Here is a 20,441-nt window from a genome sequence, read left to right on the forward strand (position 1 = left end):
AGGCGAGGCGCACGCCCTTGCCAAGGGGGTGCGGACCGCACGACCAGCGGTCATGCGTCCGGTGCAAGCCAGGCCGGAACGCCGCCGGGCATTTCGGGCCGGAAATAGGCAATCATGCGCCGCCCGCCCGCGGCATCTGCCGCTTTGGCCCAGGGGGCAACGCCGTGCAGGGTCATCCGGTGCAGCACAATCGCACTGCCGGGTGGTGCCGTGACCACAACGCGGGCGCAGGATTCAAACACACGGCGGCGGGTTTCCTGATAGATTTCGGTCACATCACGCTCTGACATGAGGTCCGGCGGGCATCCCCGGAAGACGGCCTGAAAGGCCTGCTGCATCATCCGGTGGCTGCCGTCCCAGACCACCAGCGGGGCCGCGTCGCGGCCTGCGTCGTTCAGGGGAATGCCGAGGATGAAGGCATGCGGTTCCCGCACGAAACGGCGCTTGGGAGTTCCCTCACCGATCAGCCCGTCCACATGGGCCGCATCACGGTTCAGGCGGTAGCGGAACGCAGGCCCGGTTTCTCCCTCACGCGGCTGCGGATAGCCCGGAAAGGTCACCGAGAGCTGCGCGCGGTGCAGCGCGGGCCAGCCGCCAGGCTGTGCGGCGAGGAAATCGACGGCGCGCCCCGCCAGCGGCCCGGACCCGGCAACCCGCCCCTCAGCGTCATTGGCCAGCGCATCCAGCCCGACAAACCAGGTGCCGCCACACTGGTGCAGATGGGCCAGAGCCGGATCGTTCAGCGCGCGCTCTGCATCCCGCGCGGCATGGCGTACCCAGTCCTGCAGCGCAGGCTCTGGCGGGAAAACGCACCAGCCCTTTTCCAAATAATCCTTCACCCGCCCAGCGCCTTGCGCACCATATTCGCGGCCACCAGCAGCAGAAATACAGCGAAAACGCGCCGCAGGCGTACGGGGTCAAGGCTGTGGGCCAGCCGCGCGCCCAGCGGCGTGGTGATCAGGGTCATCGCGATGGTCAGCAGGAAAGCGGCCAGGTTCACGGAACCGACCGTGCCCGGCGGCCGCGCCGCTGCATCCACCGGGGTCAGCAGAAAGCCAAGAACAGCAGGTGCCGCGATGAGCAGTCCGAACCCTGCCGCCGTTGCCACCGCCCGGTGAATGGCCGTGCCGTAAAGCGTCATCAGCGGCACCCCGAAACTGCCGCCCCCCACGCCCATCAGCACGGACAGAAAGCCCACCACCGGGGACACCGCGATCCTGCGCAGCCCCGTGGGCATCTCATGCCCCAGCCGCCACTCACTGCGGCCCAGCGCCATATAAAGCCCGACGGTCATTGCAAGCAGACCGAAAAGCAGCTGCAGGGTCGAACTGCGCAACTGCGCCACGACCAGCATGCCCACCACGGCCCCCGCCATAATCCCCGGTGCCCAGCCGCGCAGAATGGGCCAGATAACCGCGCCGGTTTTGTTGTGGCTGAGCACCGAACGCATAGAGGTCACGATGATTGTGGCCAGTGACGTCGCCACACAGACCTGCATCAGCGCGTCACCGCCATATCCCAGGGTCGTGAAGGCAAAGAAATAGGCGGGCACCAGGACAATCCCGCCCCCCACGCCGAGAAGCCCTGCCAGAACACCAGCAAAGGCGCCGATGATGGCGAGCAGGACGGTCATCTGCACGAGCAGGACAGGATCAGGCATCTTCAGGAATTCCGTTGTCTGTCAGGCTGTGGAGGCAAGCGGCACGTTGGGCTGGATCTGCGCCAGAGCCTCCTCCACAAGGGCACGGCCCGCCCCCGACCGGTTCGCCCCCTCAGAGAGCATGCGCCGCCAGGCCCGAGCGCCCGGCCGGCCGTTGAAAAGACCCAGCATGTGACGTGTCACCTGGCCCAGCCGTCCGCCGTCTGCCACATGTGCGTCGATGTAGGGCAGCATCCTGGCCACGGCCTCTTCCGCGGTGCGGGTCCGGCCACGTCCGAAAATGACCGGATCGGCGGCGGCCAGCACCCCCATCGGGTTGTGATAAGCCTCGCGCCCGATCATCACACCATCCAGCCCGCCGTCCAGAAAGGCCTGCGCCTGTTCCAGCGTGGTGATCCCGCCGTTCACCGAGATATGCAGGTTGGGAAAAAGCCCCTTCATCCTGTGCACCAGGTCATAGTCCAGAGGTGGGATGTCCCGGTTTTCCTTGGGGCTCAGCCCATGGAGCCAGGCTTTGCGGGCGTGGATGGCAACACGTTCACACCCGGCCCCGACAATGCGGGCAAGAAACTCCGGCAGGACCTCTTCGGGGTCCTGATCATCCACGCCGATCCGGCATTTGACCGTTACATCAATATCCACCGCGCGCTGCATGGCTTTGACGCAGTCGGCCACCAGTGCGGGCTGTTCCATCAGCACCGCGCCGAAGCACCCCGACTGCACCCGGTCTGACGGGCATCCGACATTCAGGTTGATCTCTGCGTAGCCGGCCTCTGCGCCCAACCGTGCGGCCTCCGCCAGCTCCGCCGGATCCGACCCGCCGAGCTGCAGCGCCACGGGATGCTCCTGCGGCGAATGCGCCAGAAGATGGGTCGCCCCACCGCGCACCAGTGCCGCCGACGTCACCATTTCCGTATAGAGCAGCGCCTCAGCCGTCAGCTGCCGGTGCAGCATCCGGCAATGCCGGTCTGTCCAGTCCATCATGGGCGCAACCGACAGCCGGGCCGCGCGGGCAGCAGTATGCATGGGCATGAAAAGACCTCCCGGGTCCCGATCTGAGCGACTCGCGCGCCGTGCATACAATATGCGCCCCGCGGCGTCACGGGCACAACGTCACAGCACGGATCGCGACGGCACGGCGGGCTTTGCATCAACCGTCCTTGTTGCTAACCTTGCGGCCATACCGCGCCGCAATGGGGGGCTGCATGACAAAAGCACAGGATCTGACCTTTCTCAGGCGCACCATCGCTCTGGCAGATGAGGCGGTGTCAGAGGGCAACCACCCTTTCGGAGCCGTTCTGGTCTCTGCAGATGGTGAGATCCTGGCCGAGGGCAAAAACTCCTTTTCTGTCGACCGTGGCCCCGGGCATGCGGAAACCAACCTGGCACGGGACGCAGCCCGCCGCTTCAGCGTCGCTGTCCTGCGGCAGGCCACACTCTACACCTCAGTGGAGCCCTGCTCCATGTGTTCCGGCACAATCTACTGGGCAGAGATCGGTGCCGTTGTCTTTGGCATGACCGAAAAACGCCTGGGCGAGCTGACCGGGGACGACCCGGAGAACCCGACACAGGATCTGGAATGCCGCGTCATCTTTGGCTCCGGTCAGCGGCCCGTGGACGTGCGCGGCCCTTTTGCAGAGCTGGAAAGCGAGATCGCTGATCAGCACATCCGCTTCTGGAACGCCTGATGCAGGGCACCGCACTGACCCTGACCGGCCGGCTTTCCGCACAGACGATTCTGCCCTGGATTCTGCACCGCGGTCAGTTGCTTGACCTGCAGGGATGGGTCAAGCGCAAAGACGAGGGCACCCTGTTTATCGTCCTCGCAGGGCCGGATGCGCTGATTGACGCGATGGAAGCCGCCTGCAGTCTGGGCCCTGCCGAAGCCATGGTCGAAACGATTGCGCGCGCGCCCTACACCTTTAACGGGCAGCCGGGGCGCTTCACTGCGCTGTGACGACATCCGCACGCCTAAAATTTGTGCAAATCTGAAAATGGGCTGATAGGATGATCACGGGGAACAGTTTTTGGTTTTTGCGATTGCGGGTGTTGGCCTAACCAGAAAAGCGAGGTGGGGATATCAGATGACGTCTGTTGCTGTCGGACTTTCGCGCGATCTCGCGCCGGGACGTGTCATGCGCGCTGAGGTGCAGGGCCAGGACCTGGCCGTCTGGCGCGATGAGAACGGCGGGCTGCATGCCTGGGACAACCGCTGCCCGCACAGGGGCATGCGGCTCAGCCATGGTTTTGTGAGGGACGGCCATCTGGCCTGTCTTTATCACGGATGGCACTACCGCAAAGACGGCGTCTGCGCCTATATCCCCGCACACCCGGACCTCGAACCGCCCGAAACAATCGGTGCCAGGGTGTTCAGTGTGACCGAGGGCGCAGGCGTGATCCGCGTCAGCACGCAGGGCGATGCCGACCCCGCGCCCGGCAAAGACGCAGCAACCCCGCTGCGCAGCCTGAGCTTTTCCTGCACGCCGGACCGCGCGTTGCAGGCGCTGCGCGAGACGCCCTTCGAGGGTAAGCCCCCGGCCCTGCTGCCCTCGGGCGCGTTGCAGGTCGGCGATACCGGTGTGACGCTCCACGCGGCCCCTCTGGGCGACGATGAAACCATGGTCCATGTCCTTGTCGGGGACGGCACGCCCGTCGCGATGTGCAAGGCCCTGTCGCGCTGGTGCGAGGCGGCCCGCGACGTTGCTGAGGAGACCACCGCATGAGCCAGGCATATGCATCCAATGACTGGTATGTCGTCGCCGATGCCGCGCGCATGGGTGCTGGCGGCTCGTTTCAGACCCGGCTTCTGGGCCAGCCCGTAACAGTGTCCGGCACATTTGAGGCCCCCGTGGTCATCGCAGAGGATGGCCGCCAGCTGCCCGTGCAGGTGCGCTACGACCATGTCTGGACGACCACCGGCACAGACCCGCGCCCGCTCTTTGAAATTGACGAGGCCGCCGAGCAGGACCGGGTGTTTGTGCCCTGTGGCGGAGTGCAGGTGCGCTGCTCTCCCCTGCGCGCGGTCGAGAACTTTCTCGACATCGCGCATTTCCCGTTCGTGCACACCGGCATCCTTGGCGAAGAGCCGCATACCGAAGTCGCCCCCTACAAAGTGGAAATCCGCGAGGATGTAGACGAGGTCTGGGCCACTCAGATCGGCTTTCACCAGCCCCAGGCCGCTAAAAGTGCGACAGAAGCCATTGAAACGCAATACGAATACCGCGTCCCTGCCCCAACCACAGCTGTGCTCTACAAGACCTGCCCGCCGAAGCCTGCATCCTGGGATGTGATCGCCATTTTCGTGCAGCCCGTGACGGATCAGACCTGCATCGCATGGCCCTGGATGGCGCTCTATGATGAGGTCTCTGAATACGCCGACCTCGTACAGTTCCAGCAGGAAATTTTCCTCCAGGACCGCTCCATTCTGGAAAACCAGAAGCCGACGCTGCTGCCACTCGACCCGCGCATGGAAATCCCCACACGCTGTGATCTGACCTCGGTGGTGTACCGCCGCTGGCTCAAGCGCAAAGGCGCCACATACGGAGCGCAGACGACCGCCGCATGACTTTCACGCTCTACAACTACGTCCTCTCCGGAAACTGCTACAAGATCCGCCTGATGGCATCACTGCTGGGCGTCTCCTATAAAACGGTCGCCGTTGATTTCTATCCCGGCCTGGAACACCGCTCGCCCCGGATGCTCGCGCTCAACCCGGCGGGCACGCTGCCGGTGCTAACCGCAGGCGACATGGTGCTGACCGAAACTCAGGCGATGCTGACCTGGCTGGCCACGCATCACGACGCGACCGGGGCGTGGTTCCCCGTCACTGATGCTGCGCGGCTGGCTGTGGTGCAGGAATGGCTGGGCTTTTCCGGCCGTCTGACGCAAAGCGCAGGTCTCGCACGTCTGCACACCATGCTCAACTGGCCCGTGGATGGCGACGCTGCGCGCGCCTCAGCGATACGCGATCTGCGCGCGCTCGAACGTCACCTGACGGACCGGGTGCTGGACGGTGGCCTCTGGGTCGCCGGTGATGGGCCCACCATCGCGGACATTGCCTGTTTTCCATACGTCGCCCTCAGCCCGGACGCAGGGCTTGAGCACGACGGCTACCCGGCCATCCGCAACTGGCTGTACGCCATCCGTGGCCTGCCGGGGTTTGTGACCATGCCGGGCATTCATTATCGCCATGAAAAGACAGAAGCCGTTGATGACTGATCCCATTCTGAATATTTCCGGGGTCACAAAAGTCTACGGCCGCACAATTGCCAATGATGCGGTGGATTTCCAGGTAGAGGCGGGTCAGATCCACGCGGTGCTGGGCGAAAACGGTGCGGGCAAATCCACACTGATGAAGGTGATCTACGGTGTTGTGAAACCTGACGCGGGCACGGTGTCCTGGCAGGGACAGCCCGTTGAGATCACCTCCCCCGCCGAGGCCCGGCGTCTGGGGATCGGCATGGTATTCCAGCACTTTTCGCTCTTTGAAACGCTGACCGTGACCGAAAACATTTCGCTGGCTGTCGAAGGCAGCATGGCTGACCTTGCGGCGCGCATCCGCACCGCCTCCGAGAGGTTCGGCCTGGAGGTCGAACCCGACGCCCGCGTGCATTCCCTGACCGTGGGCGAGCGTCAGCGGATCGAAATCCTGCGTTGCATTCTGCAGGAGCCCAAACTCATTATTCTCGACGAGCCCACATCCGTGCTGCCGCCGCAGGGCATTGCGAAGCTCTTTGAAACACTGCGCACCCTGGCTGCCGAAGGCATCGCTGTGGTGTTCATTTCGCACAAACTGGATGAGATCCGCGCGCTGTGCGACACGGCGACAATCATGCGCGGTGGCCGGGTGGTTGGTGTCGTGAATCCCAAAGAGGAAACGGCCAAAAGCCTCACGCAGCTGATGATCGGGCAGGAAATTCCGGCCTTCGGCACGCGCGCGCCCTCGCCGGAGAGCCGCGAAGTGCTGCGGGTGCGCGACCTGGATCACGCCCCTGAAAACCCCTATGCCCCACGCCTGAGCGGTCTGAACCTGTCGCTGAACAGCGGGGAAATTCTGGGCATCGCGGGTGTGTCCGGCAACGGTCAGGGTGCGCTGATGCGGGCACTGGCGGGCGAATTCCGCACCCAGGCCGGAACGGTCACGCTCGAAGGACAGCCCATCGGCAATCTTGGCCCTGACGCCCGGCGCGCCGCCGGTCTGCACTTTATCCCCGAGGAACGCCTGGGCCGTGGTGCCGTGCCGGGCCATACGCTGGCCGAAAACGTAGGGCTTACGACCTTTCACGCCGGTCTGCTGCGATCCGGTTTTCTGAACCTGCGCCGCAGGCGGGCCCGTGCCACCGAGACCATCAACGGCATGGATGTCCGGTGCAGCGGCCCCGACGCCGCCGCACAGTCTCTGTCGGGCGGCAATCTGCAGAAATTCATCGTGAGCCGTGAAATGGCCCTGTCCCCCCGCGTTCTGATAGCTGAACAGCCGACATGGGGCGTTGATGTGGGGGCCGCTGCCGCAATCCGCCAGCGCCTGCTCGATCTGCGCGCCGAAGGCGTTGCCGTTCTGATCGTCTCTGAAGAGCTGGAAGAGCTCATGGAAGTCTGTGACCGCATCCAGGTCATGTTCCGTGGCCGGCTCTCCCAGGCCGTCCCCGTCGGTCAGACCGACATCGACCATATCGGCCTCGCCATGGCCGGAGAATTCGACGAGCTGGAGGCCGCGCATGGCTAAATTCGTGCTGGAGCCCCGCGAAACAAACTCGATCATCGCCCCCATTCAGGTGGCCGCCCTGGCGCTGGTGCTCACGCTGATCGGTGGCGCGGTGCTCTTTGCCATCTATGGCGTCGCCCCGCTGCGCGGCCTGCATGCCGTGTTTGTCGAACCCCTGCTCACCACCTACGGCATTGGCGAGGTTCTGCTGAAAATGGCGCCTCTGCTGCTGATCGCCCAGGGCCTGGCCATCGGGTTCCGCGCGCAGGTCTGGAACATCGGCGCCGAGGGCCAGCTTATTCTGGGGGCCATCGCCGCGTCGGTGCTGGCCATCTGGTTCGACGGCTCCACCTCACCGCTGCTGCTGCCCGGCATGATCCTGGCGGGCATGCTGGCCGGTATGGCCTGGGCCGCGATTGCGGCGTTCCTGCGCACGCAGTTCAACGCCAACGAAATTCTTGTGACTTTCATGCTGACCAGTGTGGCGCTGCAGTTGCTCTATTACCTCGTCACGGGGCCGCTGAAGGACCCGATGGGCTTCAATTTCCCGCAGTCCATCACCTTCGGGCAGAACGCCATCTTTCCTGTGATCATTGACGGCACCCGCGCCAACGCCTCCCTCTATATGGGACTTGTGGCCACGGCCGTTGCGGTCGTTTGCGTGCGCTACAGCTTTGCGAGCTACAAACTGTCTGTGGGCGGGCTGGCACCAGGAGCCGCCGTCTATGCCGGCTTCTCGTCGAAACGCGCGATCTGGATTGCACTGCTGGTGTCCGGTGGTGCTGCGGGTCTGGCCGGGGTCGGTGAGGTTGCGGGCCCGCTGGGGCTGCTCCAGCGGAATATCTCGCCCGGTTATGGATATGCGGGCATCATCGTGGCCGTCCTGGGCGGGCTGAACCCCATCGGTATCCTCTTTGCCTCCGCCATCATGGCGCTGGTCTATGTGGGCGGCGATTTCGCCCTGCTCAGCGTGGGCGTGCCCGATGCCGTCACGGGTATCCTGCAGGGCATCCTGCTGATCTCCTATCTGGCCTGTTCGCTGCTGCTGACCATGCGCCTGCGTCTGGTGCGGGAGGCCCCCGTCTGATGGATGTCCTGATTTTCATGGTAAGCGGCACTCTGGCGGCAGCAACGGCGCTGATATTTGCTGCGATGGGCGAACTGGTGGCGGAAAAATCCGGCATGCTGAACCTCGGGATCGAGGGGATGATGGCAACCGGCGCGGCTATGGGGTTTGTCGCGGCAACTGTTTCGGGCTCCTACACGGTCGGTTTTCTCGCAGCCGCCGTGCTGGGCGCATTGCTGTCGCTCATCTTTGCAGTGGTGACACTGGTCTTCCGGGCCAACCAGACCGCCTCGGGTCTGGCCATCGGCATTCTGGGGCTCGGCCTGTCCTCGGCCATCGGCAAAAAGTTCGAGAGCATGACCCTGCCCGGTGTGCCGGACCTGCCGCTGGGTCCCCTGGCGCAGATCCCGGTGATCGGCCCGATGTTTTTTCAGCAGGATGTGATGGTCTATCTGTCCATCGTGCTGGTCTTTGCGACCTGGTATGTGCTCAACCGGACCCGCCTGGGCCTGACCATCCGCGCGGTGGGCGAAAGCCCCGAAAACGCCCATGCCCTGGGGCTGCGCGTGCGCTGGATCCGCGCGGGCTGCGTGGCTTTTGGCGGGGCAATGGCGGGCATCGGCGGGGCCTATATGTCCACAGCCTACACGCCGCTCTGGGCCGAAGGCATGATCGCCGGCCGCGGCTGGATCGTCGTGGCCCTGACCGTATTCGGCACCTGGATGGTGCCGCGCGTTGCCTTTGGTGCCTATCTTTTCGGCTCGATCTCGCTGCTGGAGCTGTCAATCCAGGCACTGGGCGTAAATGTGCCCAGCCAGCTGATGTCAGCTTTGCCCTATCTGGTGACAATCTTCATGCTCGCACTGATTTCGCGCAATACGCTTTTCATCCGCCTCAACAGCCCGGCAAGCCTCGGGGCGACTTTCAGACTGTAACGACACCAATGGGGAGAACTGACATGAAACTTGCAAAAACGCTGCTGGCAACGGCACTGGTCGGGCTGACCGCCCTGCCCGCGCTGGCCGAAGACAAGCTCAAGATCGGCTTTGTCTATCCGTCACCGATTGCCGATGTGGGCTGGTCGGCTGAACTGAACGCAGGCCGTCTCGCGATCGAGGAAGCCTTTGGTGACAAGGTCGAAACCGTCTTTGTGGAAAACGTGCCCGAAGGACCGGATGCCGCACGCATCATGAACCAGATGGCCGCTCAGGGCGCCGAAATGATCATGCTGGGATCCTTCGGCTATATGAATGACGGCATCAAACTGGCGCAGCAGCGACCGGAAATGACCTTCCTGCACGCCTCCGGTTTCAAACTGGCTCCGAACTTCAGCAACTTCCAGAGCCGCAACTATGAAAGCAGCTATCTGGTGGGCATGGCCGCAGGTGACGTGACCGAAAGCAACGTGGTCGGCATCGTCGCTGCCTATGCGATCCCGGAAGTCATCGGCATGATCAACGGCTTCGCACTCGGCCTGCAGGAAGTGAACCCGGATGTGACGATCAAAGTCGTCTGGCTGAATTCCTGGTTCGATCCGCCCAAAGCCCAGGACAGCGCCCGCGCCCTCATCGCGCAGCAGGCGGACGTGATCTATTCGCTCTACCAGGACACGCCCTCGGTGGTCACAGTCGCCGAAGAGGAAGAAGTCTTTGTGATCAACACCTCCTCTGACATGAAGTCCTATGCGCCCAACTGGCTGCTGGCCTCGCAGATTGCGGACTGGTCGTCCTTTTTTGTCAGAAGCGTGCAGGCCACCATGGACGGCACCTTTGAGGGCGAAGCCTACTGGGGCGGCATGGCCGATGGCGCGGTGGATGTCAAAAGCTGGTCGGACAAAATCTCAGACGGCACCATGGCAAAGATTTCTGAGGCCGCTGACGCGATGAAGGCCGGCGCCTTCCACCCGCTGACCGGGCCGGTGATGGACCAGGACGGCACCGAACGTCTGGCCGCAGGTGTGACCATCGCGGATCCTGACCTGCTGGGCATCGACTGGCTGGTCAAAGGCGTTGAGACACGTCTGCCCAACTGATGCAGGCCATCCGTGCCCATCTGATACACAGTCCCGAACGGGGCCGGATCGAGCGCATTGAAGATGCGCTCGTTTCCGTTTCAGACACCGGTGAGATCACAGGCGTCGCCAAAGGGGGCAGCGCGCCCGAAACGCTCGACCTGCGCGATCAGGGCGTTCTGCTGCCGGGCCTCGTTGATCTGCACATTCATGCGCCGCAGTTCCCGCAGCTTGGCACAGCACTAGATGTCCCGCTCGAAGACTGGCTCTTCCGCTACACCTTTCCGCTGGAGGCCCGCTTTGACGATCTGGCCTATGCCAGCGAGGTGCATGACCGGCTGGTGCGGCGGTTGCTCGCCAACGGCACCACCACTGCCGTCTATTTCGCCACGATCCACGGACCCTCCAGCCTGAACCTTGCAGAAACCTGCCTGCGCCTCGGGCAGCGCGCGCTGGTGGGGCGTGTGGCGATGGATCTGGCTGCGGGCTGTCCTGACTACTACCGCGACCGCGACGCCACTGCCGCCATTGAGGACACCGCCCGCTTTATCGAGGCGGTCCGCGCCCTGCCCGGCAACACACTGGTCGAGCCGGTGATCACCCCGCGCTTTATCCCCGCCTGCAGTGACGAGGCCCTGCAGGGGTTGGGCGATCTGGCCGCCCGCACAAAGGCCCCCGTCCAGACCCACTGTTCTGAGAGCGACTGGGAACACGCCCATGTGCTGGAACGCACCGGCAAAACGGATACGGCGGCACTCGATGATTTCGGCCTGCTCACCCGGCGCTCTGTGCTGGCCCATGCCGGTCACATCACGGACGCGGACATGGACCTGATCCATGAACGCGGCGCAGGCATTGCCCATTGCCCGCTCTCCAACGCCTATTTCGGCAACGCGGTCTTTCCGCTCCGGCGCGCGATGGCCAAGGCGCTGCACATCGGGCTGGGCACCGACATCTCAGGCGGGCCCAGTGCCTTTCTGCTCGACAATGCCCGCGCAGCGGTGACCGCGTCGCGCATGCTCGAGGATGGCGTGGACCCGGCCACGCCCGGAGATCAGCGTGGTGTGCCAGGCGCGCGCGCCGATTTCCGCGATGCGTTTTATCTCGCCACCAAAGGCGGTGCGGATGTGCTTGATCTGCCGGTGGGTGCCTTTGAGCCCGGCCGTCAGATGGATGCCATTCTGGTGAAGCTGGAGGATGATTTCGGCCCGCAGGAGGATCTGCTGCAAAAGATCATCATGCGCGCCACACCTGCTGACATTCACCAGACATGGGTCGCCGGCCGCCGCGTCAGCTGACCAGCGCGCCGCCCAACCTGAACCTGTTCACCAGCCCCCGCCGGTACGCGACCGACATCGCATCGGCCGGGATATGCACCTCATCGCGGATGTTCAGCGGCAGGTCCTCGGGCCGCTGCGCCTCCACCAGCGCCTTATCCTCATCATTGATCATCAGGCTTTCACGGATCAGAAATTCTTCGTCCGGCGCGCCGGTCGTATCAGTCGCGACCTGGAAGATGCGGGTTTCATACGCCGACACCGGACAGACCGTGTCTGCGAAATACTGTACATACCAGCTGTCGTTGGGCTGGATCACGATGATCGTCGAAAACGGCCAGGTCAGCTGATAGGTATAGACCACATGGCGGCTGTCGCCCGGCACATCATCGGGGAACCTGTTGCCGCCCTCCTCATAGCCGAGCTGAAACATCAGGCCATAATCCGTTTCGGTCACATCGTAGGACGGGAACCGGTCCTCCTCGCTGCCGCCGAATGTCTCTTTGTGCACCCAGGGGAAATGCGCCACGTCATTGAAGTTCTCAACATGCCGGCTGGCCGCAGCAGCCCATGTGTTGGGCGGCACAAAGACCCGCTTCAGGCTTTGGTCCTTCAGCCCCGGCCAGTCGGGGACCGGCCAGACCGGGTTGTCCGAAAGACACGTCCAGACGATCCCGTACCGTTCACAGACCTGCAGCGTCTGAAGACGCAGGCGCGGCGATATCCGCGCGCTCTGGTCCGGGTTCGAGGGCACTTTCGAGCAGACACCGGCGGGGTCAAAATGCAGGCCATGCATGGGACAGATCAGCTGGTCCCCGTCGACCCGCCCCGCGCTGATCCGCGTGCCCCGGTGCGGGCAGAGATCGCGGGCCACCGAAATGCCAGCGCCTGTGCGCCATATCACCAGATCGACGTCCAGCAGTTTTGCAGGCACCGGCTTCTCTGCAATCTCATGACAGAAGGCCACCGGGTGCCAGAACCCTGCAAGGATGCGCCAGTCGCTCTCTGAAAACGTGCAGTTGCGTGGCAGATCAGATTTGGCGGCGGCGGAATCGATGGGCAGAAACATATCTGATGAGACCACCGAAACCGGCGGCAAAGCAAGTGCGCGCCGGTGATTTCCACCCCAGCGCGATGGGCAGTGAAACGCGGCCGGTTATTTGAGCACATCCTAGGGCCACAGGCCCCGCACCGGACCACAGCCCGCAAACGGACTTGCCTGCGGGCATCTGATCTGGCAGCCTTGGGACATCTCTGGCACAGACCAAAAGGGCCACAACCTCCCCCACCCCAAGGGGACAGCATAGGTGTGGCATGACACAACCCAACGACACAGCGCGCACCGCCGCGCACCAGACGAACCCCGGCACCGGCCCGCGCGCTGTGCTGCCCGGCGTCTCTGTTCCGGTGAGCCAGCTTGCGGACCCGGACCGGTTTGGCGGCACTGCCACCGGTGATCTGCGCTGCGGCACGCTGTGCCTCGCTCCCGACGGCACAGCGCATCTGGAACCCTCCGGCAGCGACAGCGCAAACCGGTACATTGTCCTGCCGCGCCTGACCGAAGCGCATGTGCATCTGGACAAATGCCACAGCATCGGGCGGCTGGGCGATGTCGGCGGTGATCTCGCCGCAGCCCTCGCCGCACAGCGCCGCGACAAGACCAACTGGACGGCTGATGACCTTCGGACCCGCATGCAGCGCGGGCTCACGGAACTCCGGCAGGCTGGGTGCGGTGCGCTGCGCACGCATATCGACTGGGCCACGGGGACGGATCATCCCGACACCCCGCTGGCCTGGGACATCATGGCCGATCTGACCGCCGCGGCCCGCGACGCCGGCATCATTGTTCAGACCGCCGCGCTCACGGGCATCGACGAGATGGCAACGCCCGGCGCCGCACAGGCTGTCGCCCGGCGTGTCGCGCGTGACGGCGGCGCACTGGGCAGCTTTCTGCTGGGCCATGCCAACATGCGCGCCGGTCTCCGGGCGCTCTTTGACGCCGCAACCCACTTTGGCCTGCCGCTGGATTTCCACGTGGACGAAGGTCTTGACCCCAGCCTCGACGGTCTCGGGCTGATTGCGGACATCGCCCCGGAAACCGGGTTTGAGGGCCCCATCCTCTGTGGTCACGCCTGCAGCCTCGCAGTGCGGGACACAGACGATCTGCAGCGCACCGCCGACAAACTGGCCCACGCCGGGATCGCCGTGGCCGCTCTGCCCTCGACCAACCTCTACCTCCAGGGCCGGCGCGGCGGCACCCCGACCGCGCGCGGCCTCACCATGCTGCACGAACTGAACCAGGCGGGCGTGCAGACCATCATCGGCACAGACAACGTCCGCGACGCCTTCTGCCCCATCGGCCGGCATGACCCGATCTGGTCGCTCGGGCTCGCAGTCCTGACCGGGCACCTCGACCCGCCCTTCGGCGCGCATCTGAAAACGATCACAACCCACCCACGCAACGCCATGGGGCTCGCCCCACTGTGCGTGGACACCGCCGCCCCCTCTGAGCTTATCGCGTTCCCCGCCGCTGATCTTTCTGAACTGCTGACCGGCGCGGCACAACCCATCCCCCTGACCGATCTTCTGACGGAGACCAGCCATGACTGACACAAAGACCCCTGACTGGTCCCGCATCGCCGCAGACCTTGTCCCCGTCGACATATCGGACGACCCGGTCACCGTGAAAAAGCGCAGCCGCGATTTCTTCTGGTACTCCCCGCTTCTGAACGCACAGCTCCGGCGCAGCTTCGGCGACCTCGTGGCCATGCCGAAAACCCCTGAAGAACTCGCGCACTGCCTGTCCGTGGCCAGCCGGCATAGCGTGCCCGTCGTGCTGCGCGGCGGCGGCACCGGCAACTATGGCCAGGCGGTCCCGCTCCAGGGCGGGCTGATCATCCAGACCACGGCAATGTCCCGCATTCTCGAAACCGGCCCGGGCTTTGTCCGCGTCGAGGCGGGCGCGCTGATGGCAGACATCAACGCCGCCCTCAAACCCGAAGGCTATGAGCTTGCCATGTTCCCCTCGACCCAGGACATCGCCACCATCGGCGGCTTTGTCGCAGGCGGCAGCGCAGGGATAGGGTCCATCTCAAACGGCCCCCTGCGCCAGAACGGAAACATCATTGAGATCAAGGCCCTGTCAGCAGAACCTGAACCGCGCGAGCATGTATTCCAGGGCGAGGACGTCCTGCGCATGCACCACGCCTGGGGCATCAACGGGGCAATGACCGAGATCACCCTGCGCACCGTGCCCACCCGCGACTGGATCGGCTGTATGGCCGGGTTTGACAGCTACGAGGCCTGTTACGCCGCCGGATACGCCCTGGCCTCAGCAGGCGATGATGTGATCGGGCGCAAACTCTGCTCCGTCGTGGACGCCCGGATCGCCGGTTACTTCCCCAGGCTCGAAGGCCACATTCCCAAAGATCACCACCTGCTGGTCTCCCTCGTCCCGCGCGAACACCTGGACGCCTTCCAGGACCTGATCACAAAGACGGGCGGAACCCTGCATCTGGCCATAGATGACGCGGAACGCGAAGCCCTGAAACTGCCCCATGTCTTCGAGTTTGCTTACAATCACACCACGCTCCAGGTGCTCAAGGCCGACCGCTCCGCCACCTACCAGCAGATCGGCGTGCCCGACCCCGGCGATGCCGCCCGCGTGGCCGCCATGCGCGACGCCCAGGGAGACGAGGTCTGGCCACATCACGAATTTACCCGCTGGGACGGTGCGGTCATCTGCGCCGATCTGCCGATCATCTGGTATTCAACACCCGACCGTCTGGCAGAGATCAACGCGACGTATGAGGCAGACGGCTTTACCGTCTACGACGCCCATATCTGCGCCATCGAAGGCAACCACATGCAGCCCGACTTCCGCCACCTCGCCTGGAAAAAACGCATGGACCCGCAGGGCCTGCTCAACCCCGGCAAATCCCGCGCCTGGGAAAAGGTCCGCCACCTGAGTGCCGAAGAGATCGAAGCCCTGACGTCGCTGGATGGGGTGTGACCAGCGGAGCGGATTAAAGCAAACAATTTCAGATCATTTTCTGAACCGAGTCTATTGCCAGCGTCTCTAGGTGTAGTCGCAAATTATTCCAAACGAATTTAAACATAGGTCCAGAAGTGATCGATGCAGGCCTGCGAAGTAGATCTTGAGATCACGTATTGCGGGCCCCGGAAATCCGGAACGGACCAGTCATAAAGATCAATTTGTGTGAAACTCATAAAAGTATTGCTTCCGCATCTTGGCCAGATCATCTTTTGGTGCCCAATGCATCCGACCAAAACCATCGGCAACTCCAATCTGCGCCCAATCCTCCTTCAAAAAACACTCCGAATTGAATGGAAACGCATATCTAGCGCTTTCGCCAACTTCAATCCTATTGGAGAGAACCGATTGCGGACTTGTTGCCGTATGCGCATAGTCTGCGAACAAAAAGGCGCTTGTTTTGTCTTGATTTCCAAAATTCCGCTGCCACCAAGATTTTCTTACGAAAACCAACCCAATCTTATTTGGCGTCGGGCCAAGGTTAATTGCTTCCACGCCAATGAAAGGCTCCGACGGCGGAGCGCCTTGTTGCGCAACCCGATTGATCCCGGTCAAGACCTTGAATCGAGGGCGTTGAATATCTCGGTAAATCGTCCAACCCAAACTTATTCCGGAAAAGAACAAAGCCGTTAATGAAATAAAAACTGGAAGATAATCCATCGATACCATTTCTTGCTGCACTTCGACAGTTACGACCATGGCATTACGTTAACTAAATTTTCGTCGACAAAGCCACCGTGGTTTCGCTTGATCGGCATTTCCGCCCGCAAATCCTCCGACCTTCAATCTCAGGCATCCCACCGTCCTGCAGAAGCGTCGTTCCGGAGGGAGACGCGCCGTTCCACCCCTTGAGGGCGGAACGGCGCGGCGCAACAGTGCCTGTTTCGCGGGCGCTGTGATCTGCGTGGGGTGTCTCAGGTGTGAGGCCGGACAGGGTAACGCGCTGGTAACCTTTCCACAGCGCGCGCCCTGTTACTGCGCCCGAAACGGCGCAACACCGCCGTTCGCACCGACGTCATACCGACGCAACACCGACGTTTTACCGACATCGAATTTGCCCTGTTTTGCTGGCAAAAAGGCCAAAGTCTCTCTCCGGGGCCCCGGGACCGTCCGCAGTGTTGCGCGGGCGGTGGGTTAACCCCGGCGCGCGGTCCTGATCTAACCCGCGAGTGACGGCAGAAAGAGCACGATCCCCGGGAAGGCCACCAGCAGCGCGATGGTCACGGCATCGGCCACAAAGAACGGCGTCACGCCCTTGAAGACGTCCTGCACGGTCAGGTCATCGCGCACGCCCGCCACCACGAAACAGTTCAGCCCGATGGGCGGCGTGATCAGACAGAACTCGGCCATTTTCACCACCAGAATCCCGAACCAGATCGCACACATCGGCCCCGACATGCCAAAGGCGCTGTCCGCCGCACTGACGAATTCACCACCATTCAGCGCCATCACCGCGGGATAGACCACAGGCAGTGTCAGCAGCAGCATGCCAATGGCGTCCATGAACATCCCCAGCACCGCATAGGCCAGCAGAATGCAGATCAGGATCAGCATCGGCGACATCTCAAGCCCGGTGATCCAGTCAGCAAAAGCCTCCGGCAGTTCAGCAAACCCGAGGAACCGCACATAGATCAGAACACCCCAGATGATCGAAAAGATCATCACCGTCAGCTTGGCAGTATCCAGCAGCGCGGTTTTCAGCTGCTTCCAGCGCATACCGCGATAAAGCGCCATCAGAAAAATGATGAACGCCCCGATCGCACCACCTTCGGTCGGCGTGCCCCAGGCGTCGCCAAAGGGGTTGTAAACAAAGAAAATAATGATCACGACCACCGCAACAATCGGCAGCGCCGGCGGCAGGGATTCAAACCGTTCGCGCCAGGTGAAACCGCTCACCGGCGGCCCCACGGTTTTGAAGGTAACGGCAATCCCGATGATCAGCGCAGCATAAACGATAGCCGAGAACATACCCGGCAGAAACCCTGCGAGCAGCAGTTTGCCCACGTCCTGCTCGACGATGATCGCGTAGATCACCAGAATGGCAGAGGGCGGGATCAGTGAGGCCAGCGTGCCGCCGGCCGCCACAACCCCGGCCGCGAACTGTTTGTTGTACCCGATCTTGAGCATCTCGGGGATGGCGATACGGGCAAAGACAGCCGCAGTGGCAACTGACGCGCCTGACACGGCCGCGAAGCCTGCGGTGGCAAAAACCGTCGACACGGCTAGCCCGCCGGGCACCCAGGCGATCCAGCGTTTGGCCGCCGTGAAAAGGGCCGTGGTGAGTTTCGCGTGATAGGCCAGATAGCCGATCATGATGAACACCGGGATCAGGCTCAGCACCTGGGCTGACACTTTGGAATGCGGGGTGAGACCCGCGATCTTCACGCTGATTTCCAGTGCTTTTCCAAAGCGTTCCGGGTCGTAGTCAAAGCCGTTCCAGCGCAGCCAGACCAGCCCGACAAAGCCCGCCAGACCCGCTGCAAAAGCAACGCGCATGCCGAGCACGACCATCACCAGCAGGCCACCACTGACCCACAGTCCGATTTCAATGGGTTCCATCAGTCTGACCCCTCCAGTGCTTCGGCTTCAAGCCGTGCCTGTTCGGCAACTGACAGATTGAGCGGCACCGCCACCGGGTTTTCCAGACCAAGGATCAGAGCCCGGCCGTACCCCCAGGCCTGCAGCAGCAGACGCAGTACCAGCACGCCAAAAGCGATCGGCACCACCAGTTTCGAGGGCCAGATCGGGATGCCGATATCTATGGAGCTGTCACGGCTGCAGAGCGGCCGCGCGCAGTCAAAAGAGCGGTCAAAGTGATCCCAGGCGCCCCAGGTCAGGGCCACGATCAGCACGAGGATGAGCAGGACAGAGAGCAGTTCAAAGAACCACAGCATACGTCCCCTGAGTTTGCTGACCAGCATGTCCATCCGCACGTGGGTGCCATCCCGCTGCACATAGGCGATGCCCATGATCGCGATGATCGGCATCATTGCTTCGATGTAGTCGACATAGCCTGCCATAGGCGAGGCGAAGAACTTGCGCCCGGTCACAGACCAGGCAGCGAGGAACATGAGTGAGAAAATCGCCAGACCGCTCAGCAAAGCGCAGAAACGTTCAAGCGGGATAAGTGCGCGGTCCAGCCGGCTGAGCAGACTGGAATCTTCGAGCACTGCAGCGGAACCTGCCATCGCCCTGCCCCCCGTTTATCGTTGGAATGGGCCGCCCCGCCAGGGACGGCCCGAATGGATCAGCTGCCGCCCTTGGCTTCGGCCAGCGCGTTCACCACCAGATCATAGAGCTCCTGACCCGGCAGGCCCTGTGCTTCCATGTCTGCGATCCAGGCATCCTTTGCCGGTTCAGCTGCAATCGAGCGGAACTCGGCAATCACAGCCGGGTCGATCTCGACCTTCTGCACGCCTTTTTCCTCAAGCACGGAATCCCAGCGCTCGAGCAGTTCGGCATAGTTGGCGAGGTAATGCGCGATGGCTTCATCCACCGAGCTGTCCAGCGCTTCACGATGCGCGTCAGAGAGCGACTCGTAGGCGTCGATATTCACAACAACCGGGCAGTTCACGGTGCCGGGGTTGAGGTTCGCGGTCCACCAGTCGGCCTGGTTGATGGTGCCAAAGCTCAGGTGCGCGTGCTGGGCAAATGCCACTGTGTCCACGACGCCGCCTTCCATCGCCTGATAGGCCTCGGTTGCGGTCACGGATGTCGGCACACCGCCAACGGCCTTGAAGGCTTCGCCGAGACCACCGGTTGCACGCACGCGCATCCCTTCAAAATCCGCCAGTTCATCGCGTGGCTCACCTGTGCCCACCAGGTTGTACTGGGGCATCGGCGAGGTCATCAGCAGTTTTGCATTCCACTGCGCCATTTCTTCGGTCGCCGCCGGATGCGCATAAACCGCTTTGGACACCGCAACTTCCTGCTCCAGGTTTTCGACGCCGAGGAACGGCAGTTCGAGCACCGTGATCACACGGTTCTTGTCACGGTGATAGCCCGCGCAGAACTGCGCCATCTCGAAAGCACCGATGGAAATGCCGTCGAGGTTTTCGCGGTTTTTGCTGAGACCGCCGTAGCTCACATTCATTGTAAACTCGCCGCCGGTTTTCTCGGACACCAGCTCGGCCAGCTTTTCAACATGCTCAGTGAACGCGCGGCGTTTACCCCAGACGGAGACGTTCCATTCGGTCGCTGCAGCTTCGGTAACAAATGCAAGGCTGATCGCGCCGACAGCTGCGGCGCTGAGATATCTGTTCATGTGTTTCTCCCTGTTTGCACACCTCATTCGGGGCGTGCTTGGGGCAAAAGTAGTGCCGGGAACGGCTGGTGCCAAGCCCTGAAACGCGTTTGCCCGCAATCCTCTCCGATACACGCGCGGGGCACGGATGCTGCAGGGCAGAACGCGCGCTGACCACCACCCGCAGACCGGGAAAGCGTTGACAGACAAAACAAGGTAAAGACGTGGAATTTTCAGACCACGCCGCATTCCTTTACAGATGCCGCGCCTGCAAAATCAAGTATTTTACAATTAAACCCTTATAAATCTGTGGGTTATTCACTTCTTTTCAAATACCGGTATGATCCGCACAGTATTGACCGGCCCAGACGTCCGTTCCACCGGACAACGGCCCACAATGCGACGAATGAAATTTCAGGGGGAAAC

20 protein-coding genes are annotated in these 20,441 nt (G+C 62.7%); 12 read left to right on the forward strand and 8 right to left on the reverse strand.

Annotated elements, in window-relative coordinates; translation table 11 throughout:
• Positions 1-50: 50 nt before the first annotated feature.
• Genes ACZ1HA_RS09400 through dusA form a run of 3 tightly spaced genes read right to left on the reverse strand, consistent with a single transcriptional unit; the run spans position 51 to position 2,692 of the window.
• On the reverse strand, positions 51-839 hold the full coding sequence (locus ACZ1HA_RS09400) for a phytanoyl-CoA dioxygenase family protein (protein WP_472713652.1): 789 nt from the start codon (positions 837-839) through the stop codon (positions 51-53).
• Positions 836-1,660, reverse strand: coding sequence for a sulfite exporter TauE/SafE family protein (locus ACZ1HA_RS09405; RefSeq protein WP_472713653.1), 825 nt, complete (start codon positions 1,658-1,660; stop codon positions 836-838). The genes ACZ1HA_RS09400 and ACZ1HA_RS09405 overlap by 4 nt, the downstream gene beginning before the upstream one ends.
• A gap of 21 nt (positions 1,661-1,681) precedes the next feature.
• A complete protein-coding gene (gene dusA / locus ACZ1HA_RS09410) occupies positions 1,682-2,692 on the reverse strand; it encodes a tRNA dihydrouridine(20/20a) synthase DusA (RefSeq protein WP_472713654.1) in 1,011 nt (336 codons plus the stop codon).
• Between the two features lie 173 nt (positions 2,693-2,865).
• Between dusA and ACZ1HA_RS09415 the strand changes: the two genes are divergently transcribed.
• From ACZ1HA_RS09415 to guaD, 10 genes are all read left to right on the forward strand, one after another.
• The gene (locus ACZ1HA_RS09415; protein ID WP_472713655.1) at positions 2,866-3,348 is read left to right on the forward strand and encodes a nucleoside deaminase; all 483 of its coding nucleotides are present in this window, start codon (positions 2,866-2,868) and stop codon (positions 3,346-3,348) included.
• Entirely contained in the window at positions 3,348-3,617 is a 270-nt protein-coding gene (locus ACZ1HA_RS09420; RefSeq protein WP_472713656.1) for an acylphosphatase, read from the forward strand. The genes ACZ1HA_RS09415 and ACZ1HA_RS09420 overlap by 1 nt, the downstream gene beginning before the upstream one ends.
• Positions 3,618-3,744: 127 nt before the next feature.
• Positions 3,745-4,383, forward strand: coding sequence for a Rieske 2Fe-2S domain-containing protein (locus ACZ1HA_RS09425; RefSeq protein WP_472713657.1), 639 nt, complete (start codon positions 3,745-3,747; stop codon positions 4,381-4,383).
• A complete protein-coding gene (locus tag ACZ1HA_RS09430) occupies positions 4,380-5,225 on the forward strand; it encodes an aromatic ring-hydroxylating dioxygenase subunit alpha (RefSeq protein WP_436399223.1) in 846 nt (281 codons plus the stop codon). Before ACZ1HA_RS09425 ends, ACZ1HA_RS09430 begins: the two co-directional genes overlap by 4 nt.
• Positions 5,222-5,878: a glutathione S-transferase family protein gene (locus ACZ1HA_RS09435; RefSeq protein ID WP_472713658.1), complete on the forward strand. Its 657-nt coding sequence runs from the start codon at positions 5,222-5,224 to the stop codon at positions 5,876-5,878. Before ACZ1HA_RS09430 ends, ACZ1HA_RS09435 begins: the two co-directional genes overlap by 4 nt.
• On the forward strand, positions 5,871-7,385 hold the full coding sequence (locus ACZ1HA_RS09440) for an ABC transporter ATP-binding protein (protein WP_472713659.1): 1,515 nt from the start codon (positions 5,871-5,873) through the stop codon (positions 7,383-7,385). The genes ACZ1HA_RS09435 and ACZ1HA_RS09440 overlap by 8 nt, the downstream gene beginning before the upstream one ends.
• Positions 7,378-8,451 carry an ABC transporter permease gene (locus ACZ1HA_RS09445; RefSeq protein WP_472713660.1) on the forward strand — a complete coding sequence of 358 codons (1,074 nt, stop codon included), beginning with the start codon at positions 7,378-7,380 and terminating at the stop codon, positions 8,449-8,451. The genes ACZ1HA_RS09440 and ACZ1HA_RS09445 overlap by 8 nt, the downstream gene beginning before the upstream one ends.
• Entirely contained in the window at positions 8,451-9,365 is a 915-nt protein-coding gene (locus tag ACZ1HA_RS09450) for an ABC transporter permease (protein ID WP_472713661.1), read from the forward strand. Before ACZ1HA_RS09445 ends, ACZ1HA_RS09450 begins: the two co-directional genes overlap by 1 nt.
• Before the next feature lie 23 nt (positions 9,366-9,388).
• Complete coding sequence (locus ACZ1HA_RS09455) at positions 9,389-10,462, forward strand: BMP family ABC transporter substrate-binding protein (RefSeq protein WP_436399218.1); 1,074 nt, start codon at positions 9,389-9,391, stop codon at positions 10,460-10,462.
• Positions 10,462-11,739, forward strand: a complete 1,278-nt coding sequence (gene guaD, locus ACZ1HA_RS09460; protein WP_472713662.1) for a guanine deaminase — start codon at positions 10,462-10,464, stop codon at positions 11,737-11,739. Before ACZ1HA_RS09455 ends, guaD begins: the two co-directional genes overlap by 1 nt.
• Here guaD and ACZ1HA_RS09465 read toward each other — a convergent pair.
• Entirely contained in the window at positions 11,732-12,787 is a 1,056-nt protein-coding gene (locus tag ACZ1HA_RS09465) for an aromatic ring-hydroxylating oxygenase subunit alpha (RefSeq protein WP_472713663.1), read from the reverse strand. The two genes, guaD and ACZ1HA_RS09465, sit on opposite strands and share 8 nt — an antisense overlap.
• Positions 12,788-13,032: 245 nt before the next feature.
• Between ACZ1HA_RS09465 and ACZ1HA_RS09470 the strand changes: the two genes are divergently transcribed.
• Together ACZ1HA_RS09470 and ACZ1HA_RS09475 are read left to right on the forward strand one after the other, a co-directional pair.
• Positions 13,033-14,328, forward strand: coding sequence for an amidohydrolase family protein (locus tag ACZ1HA_RS09470; RefSeq protein ID WP_472713664.1), 1,296 nt, complete (start codon positions 13,033-13,035; stop codon positions 14,326-14,328).
• Positions 14,321-15,730 carry an FAD-binding oxidoreductase gene (locus tag ACZ1HA_RS09475; protein ID WP_472713665.1) on the forward strand — a complete coding sequence of 470 codons (1,410 nt, stop codon included), beginning with the start codon at positions 14,321-14,323 and terminating at the stop codon, positions 15,728-15,730. Before ACZ1HA_RS09470 ends, ACZ1HA_RS09475 begins: the two co-directional genes overlap by 8 nt.
• 198 nt (positions 15,731-15,928) lie before the next feature.
• Here ACZ1HA_RS09475 and ACZ1HA_RS09480 read toward each other — a convergent pair whose 3' ends face one another.
• The 4 genes from ACZ1HA_RS09480 to ACZ1HA_RS09495 all read right to left on the reverse strand — a co-directional run bounded on the left by ACZ1HA_RS09480 (position 15,929) and on the right by ACZ1HA_RS09495 (position 20,036).
• On the reverse strand, positions 15,929-16,432 hold the full coding sequence (locus ACZ1HA_RS09480) for a hypothetical protein (protein ID WP_472713666.1): 504 nt from the start codon (positions 16,430-16,432) through the stop codon (positions 15,929-15,931).
• Between the two features lie 498 nt (positions 16,433-16,930).
• Entirely contained in the window at positions 16,931-18,331 is a 1,401-nt protein-coding gene (locus tag ACZ1HA_RS09485; protein ID WP_472713667.1) for a TRAP transporter large permease, read from the reverse strand.
• Positions 18,331-18,960: a TRAP transporter small permease subunit gene (locus tag ACZ1HA_RS09490; RefSeq protein ID WP_375230739.1), complete on the reverse strand. Its 630-nt coding sequence runs from the start codon at positions 18,958-18,960 to the stop codon at positions 18,331-18,333. Before ACZ1HA_RS09490 ends, ACZ1HA_RS09485 begins: the two co-directional genes overlap by 1 nt.
• Positions 18,961-19,019: 59 nt before the next feature.
• A complete protein-coding gene (locus tag ACZ1HA_RS09495; protein WP_375230738.1) occupies positions 19,020-20,036 on the reverse strand; it encodes a C4-dicarboxylate TRAP transporter substrate-binding protein in 1,017 nt (338 codons plus the stop codon).
• Positions 20,037-20,441: the final 405 nt, after the last annotated feature.

It is taken from the genome of Roseobacter sp. S87 (genome assembly GCF_055693285.1).

Excerpts from the sequence above, each read along its gene's own strand:
- ACZ1HA_RS09405 (WP_472713653.1), bottom strand. The coding sequence starts at position 1,660 with ATGCCTGATCCTGTCCTGCTCGTGCAGATGACCGTCCTGCTCGCCATC.
- dusA (WP_472713654.1), bottom strand. The coding sequence starts at position 2,692 with ATGCCCATGCATACTGCTGCCCGCGCGGCCCGGCTGTCGGTTGCGCCC.
- ACZ1HA_RS09415 (WP_472713655.1), top strand. The coding sequence starts at position 2,866 with ATGACAAAAGCACAGGATCTGACCTTTCTCAGGCGCACCATCGCTCTG.
- ACZ1HA_RS09420 (WP_472713656.1), top strand. The coding sequence starts at position 3,348 with ATGCAGGGCACCGCACTGACCCTGACCGGCCGGCTTTCCGCACAGACG.
- ACZ1HA_RS09425 (WP_472713657.1), top strand. The coding sequence starts at position 3,745 with ATGACGTCTGTTGCTGTCGGACTTTCGCGCGATCTCGCGCCGGGACGT.
- ACZ1HA_RS09430 (WP_436399223.1), top strand. The coding sequence starts at position 4,380 with ATGAGCCAGGCATATGCATCCAATGACTGGTATGTCGTCGCCGATGCC.
- ACZ1HA_RS09435 (WP_472713658.1), top strand. The coding sequence starts at position 5,222 with ATGACTTTCACGCTCTACAACTACGTCCTCTCCGGAAACTGCTACAAG.
- ACZ1HA_RS09440 (WP_472713659.1), top strand. The coding sequence starts at position 5,871 with ATGACTGATCCCATTCTGAATATTTCCGGGGTCACAAAAGTCTACGGC.
- ACZ1HA_RS09445 (WP_472713660.1), top strand. The coding sequence starts at position 7,378 with ATGGCTAAATTCGTGCTGGAGCCCCGCGAAACAAACTCGATCATCGCC.
- ACZ1HA_RS09450 (WP_472713661.1), top strand. The coding sequence starts at position 8,451 with ATGGATGTCCTGATTTTCATGGTAAGCGGCACTCTGGCGGCAGCAACG.
- ACZ1HA_RS09455 (WP_436399218.1), top strand. The coding sequence starts at position 9,389 with ATGAAACTTGCAAAAACGCTGCTGGCAACGGCACTGGTCGGGCTGACC.
- guaD (WP_472713662.1), top strand. The coding sequence starts at position 10,462 with ATGCAGGCCATCCGTGCCCATCTGATACACAGTCCCGAACGGGGCCGG.
- ACZ1HA_RS09465 (WP_472713663.1), bottom strand. The coding sequence starts at position 12,787 with ATGTTTCTGCCCATCGATTCCGCCGCCGCCAAATCTGATCTGCCACGC.
- ACZ1HA_RS09470 (WP_472713664.1), top strand. The coding sequence starts at position 13,033 with ATGACACAACCCAACGACACAGCGCGCACCGCCGCGCACCAGACGAAC.
- ACZ1HA_RS09475 (WP_472713665.1), top strand. The coding sequence starts at position 14,321 with ATGACTGACACAAAGACCCCTGACTGGTCCCGCATCGCCGCAGACCTT.
- ACZ1HA_RS09480 (WP_472713666.1), bottom strand. The coding sequence starts at position 16,432 with ATGGATTATCTTCCAGTTTTTATTTCATTAACGGCTTTGTTCTTTTCC.
- ACZ1HA_RS09485 (WP_472713667.1), bottom strand. The coding sequence starts at position 18,331 with ATGGAACCCATTGAAATCGGACTGTGGGTCAGTGGTGGCCTGCTGGTG.
- ACZ1HA_RS09490 (WP_375230739.1), bottom strand. The coding sequence starts at position 18,960 with ATGGCAGGTTCCGCTGCAGTGCTCGAAGATTCCAGTCTGCTCAGCCGG.
- ACZ1HA_RS09495 (WP_375230738.1), bottom strand. The coding sequence starts at position 20,036 with ATGAACAGATATCTCAGCGCCGCAGCTGTCGGCGCGATCAGCCTTGCA.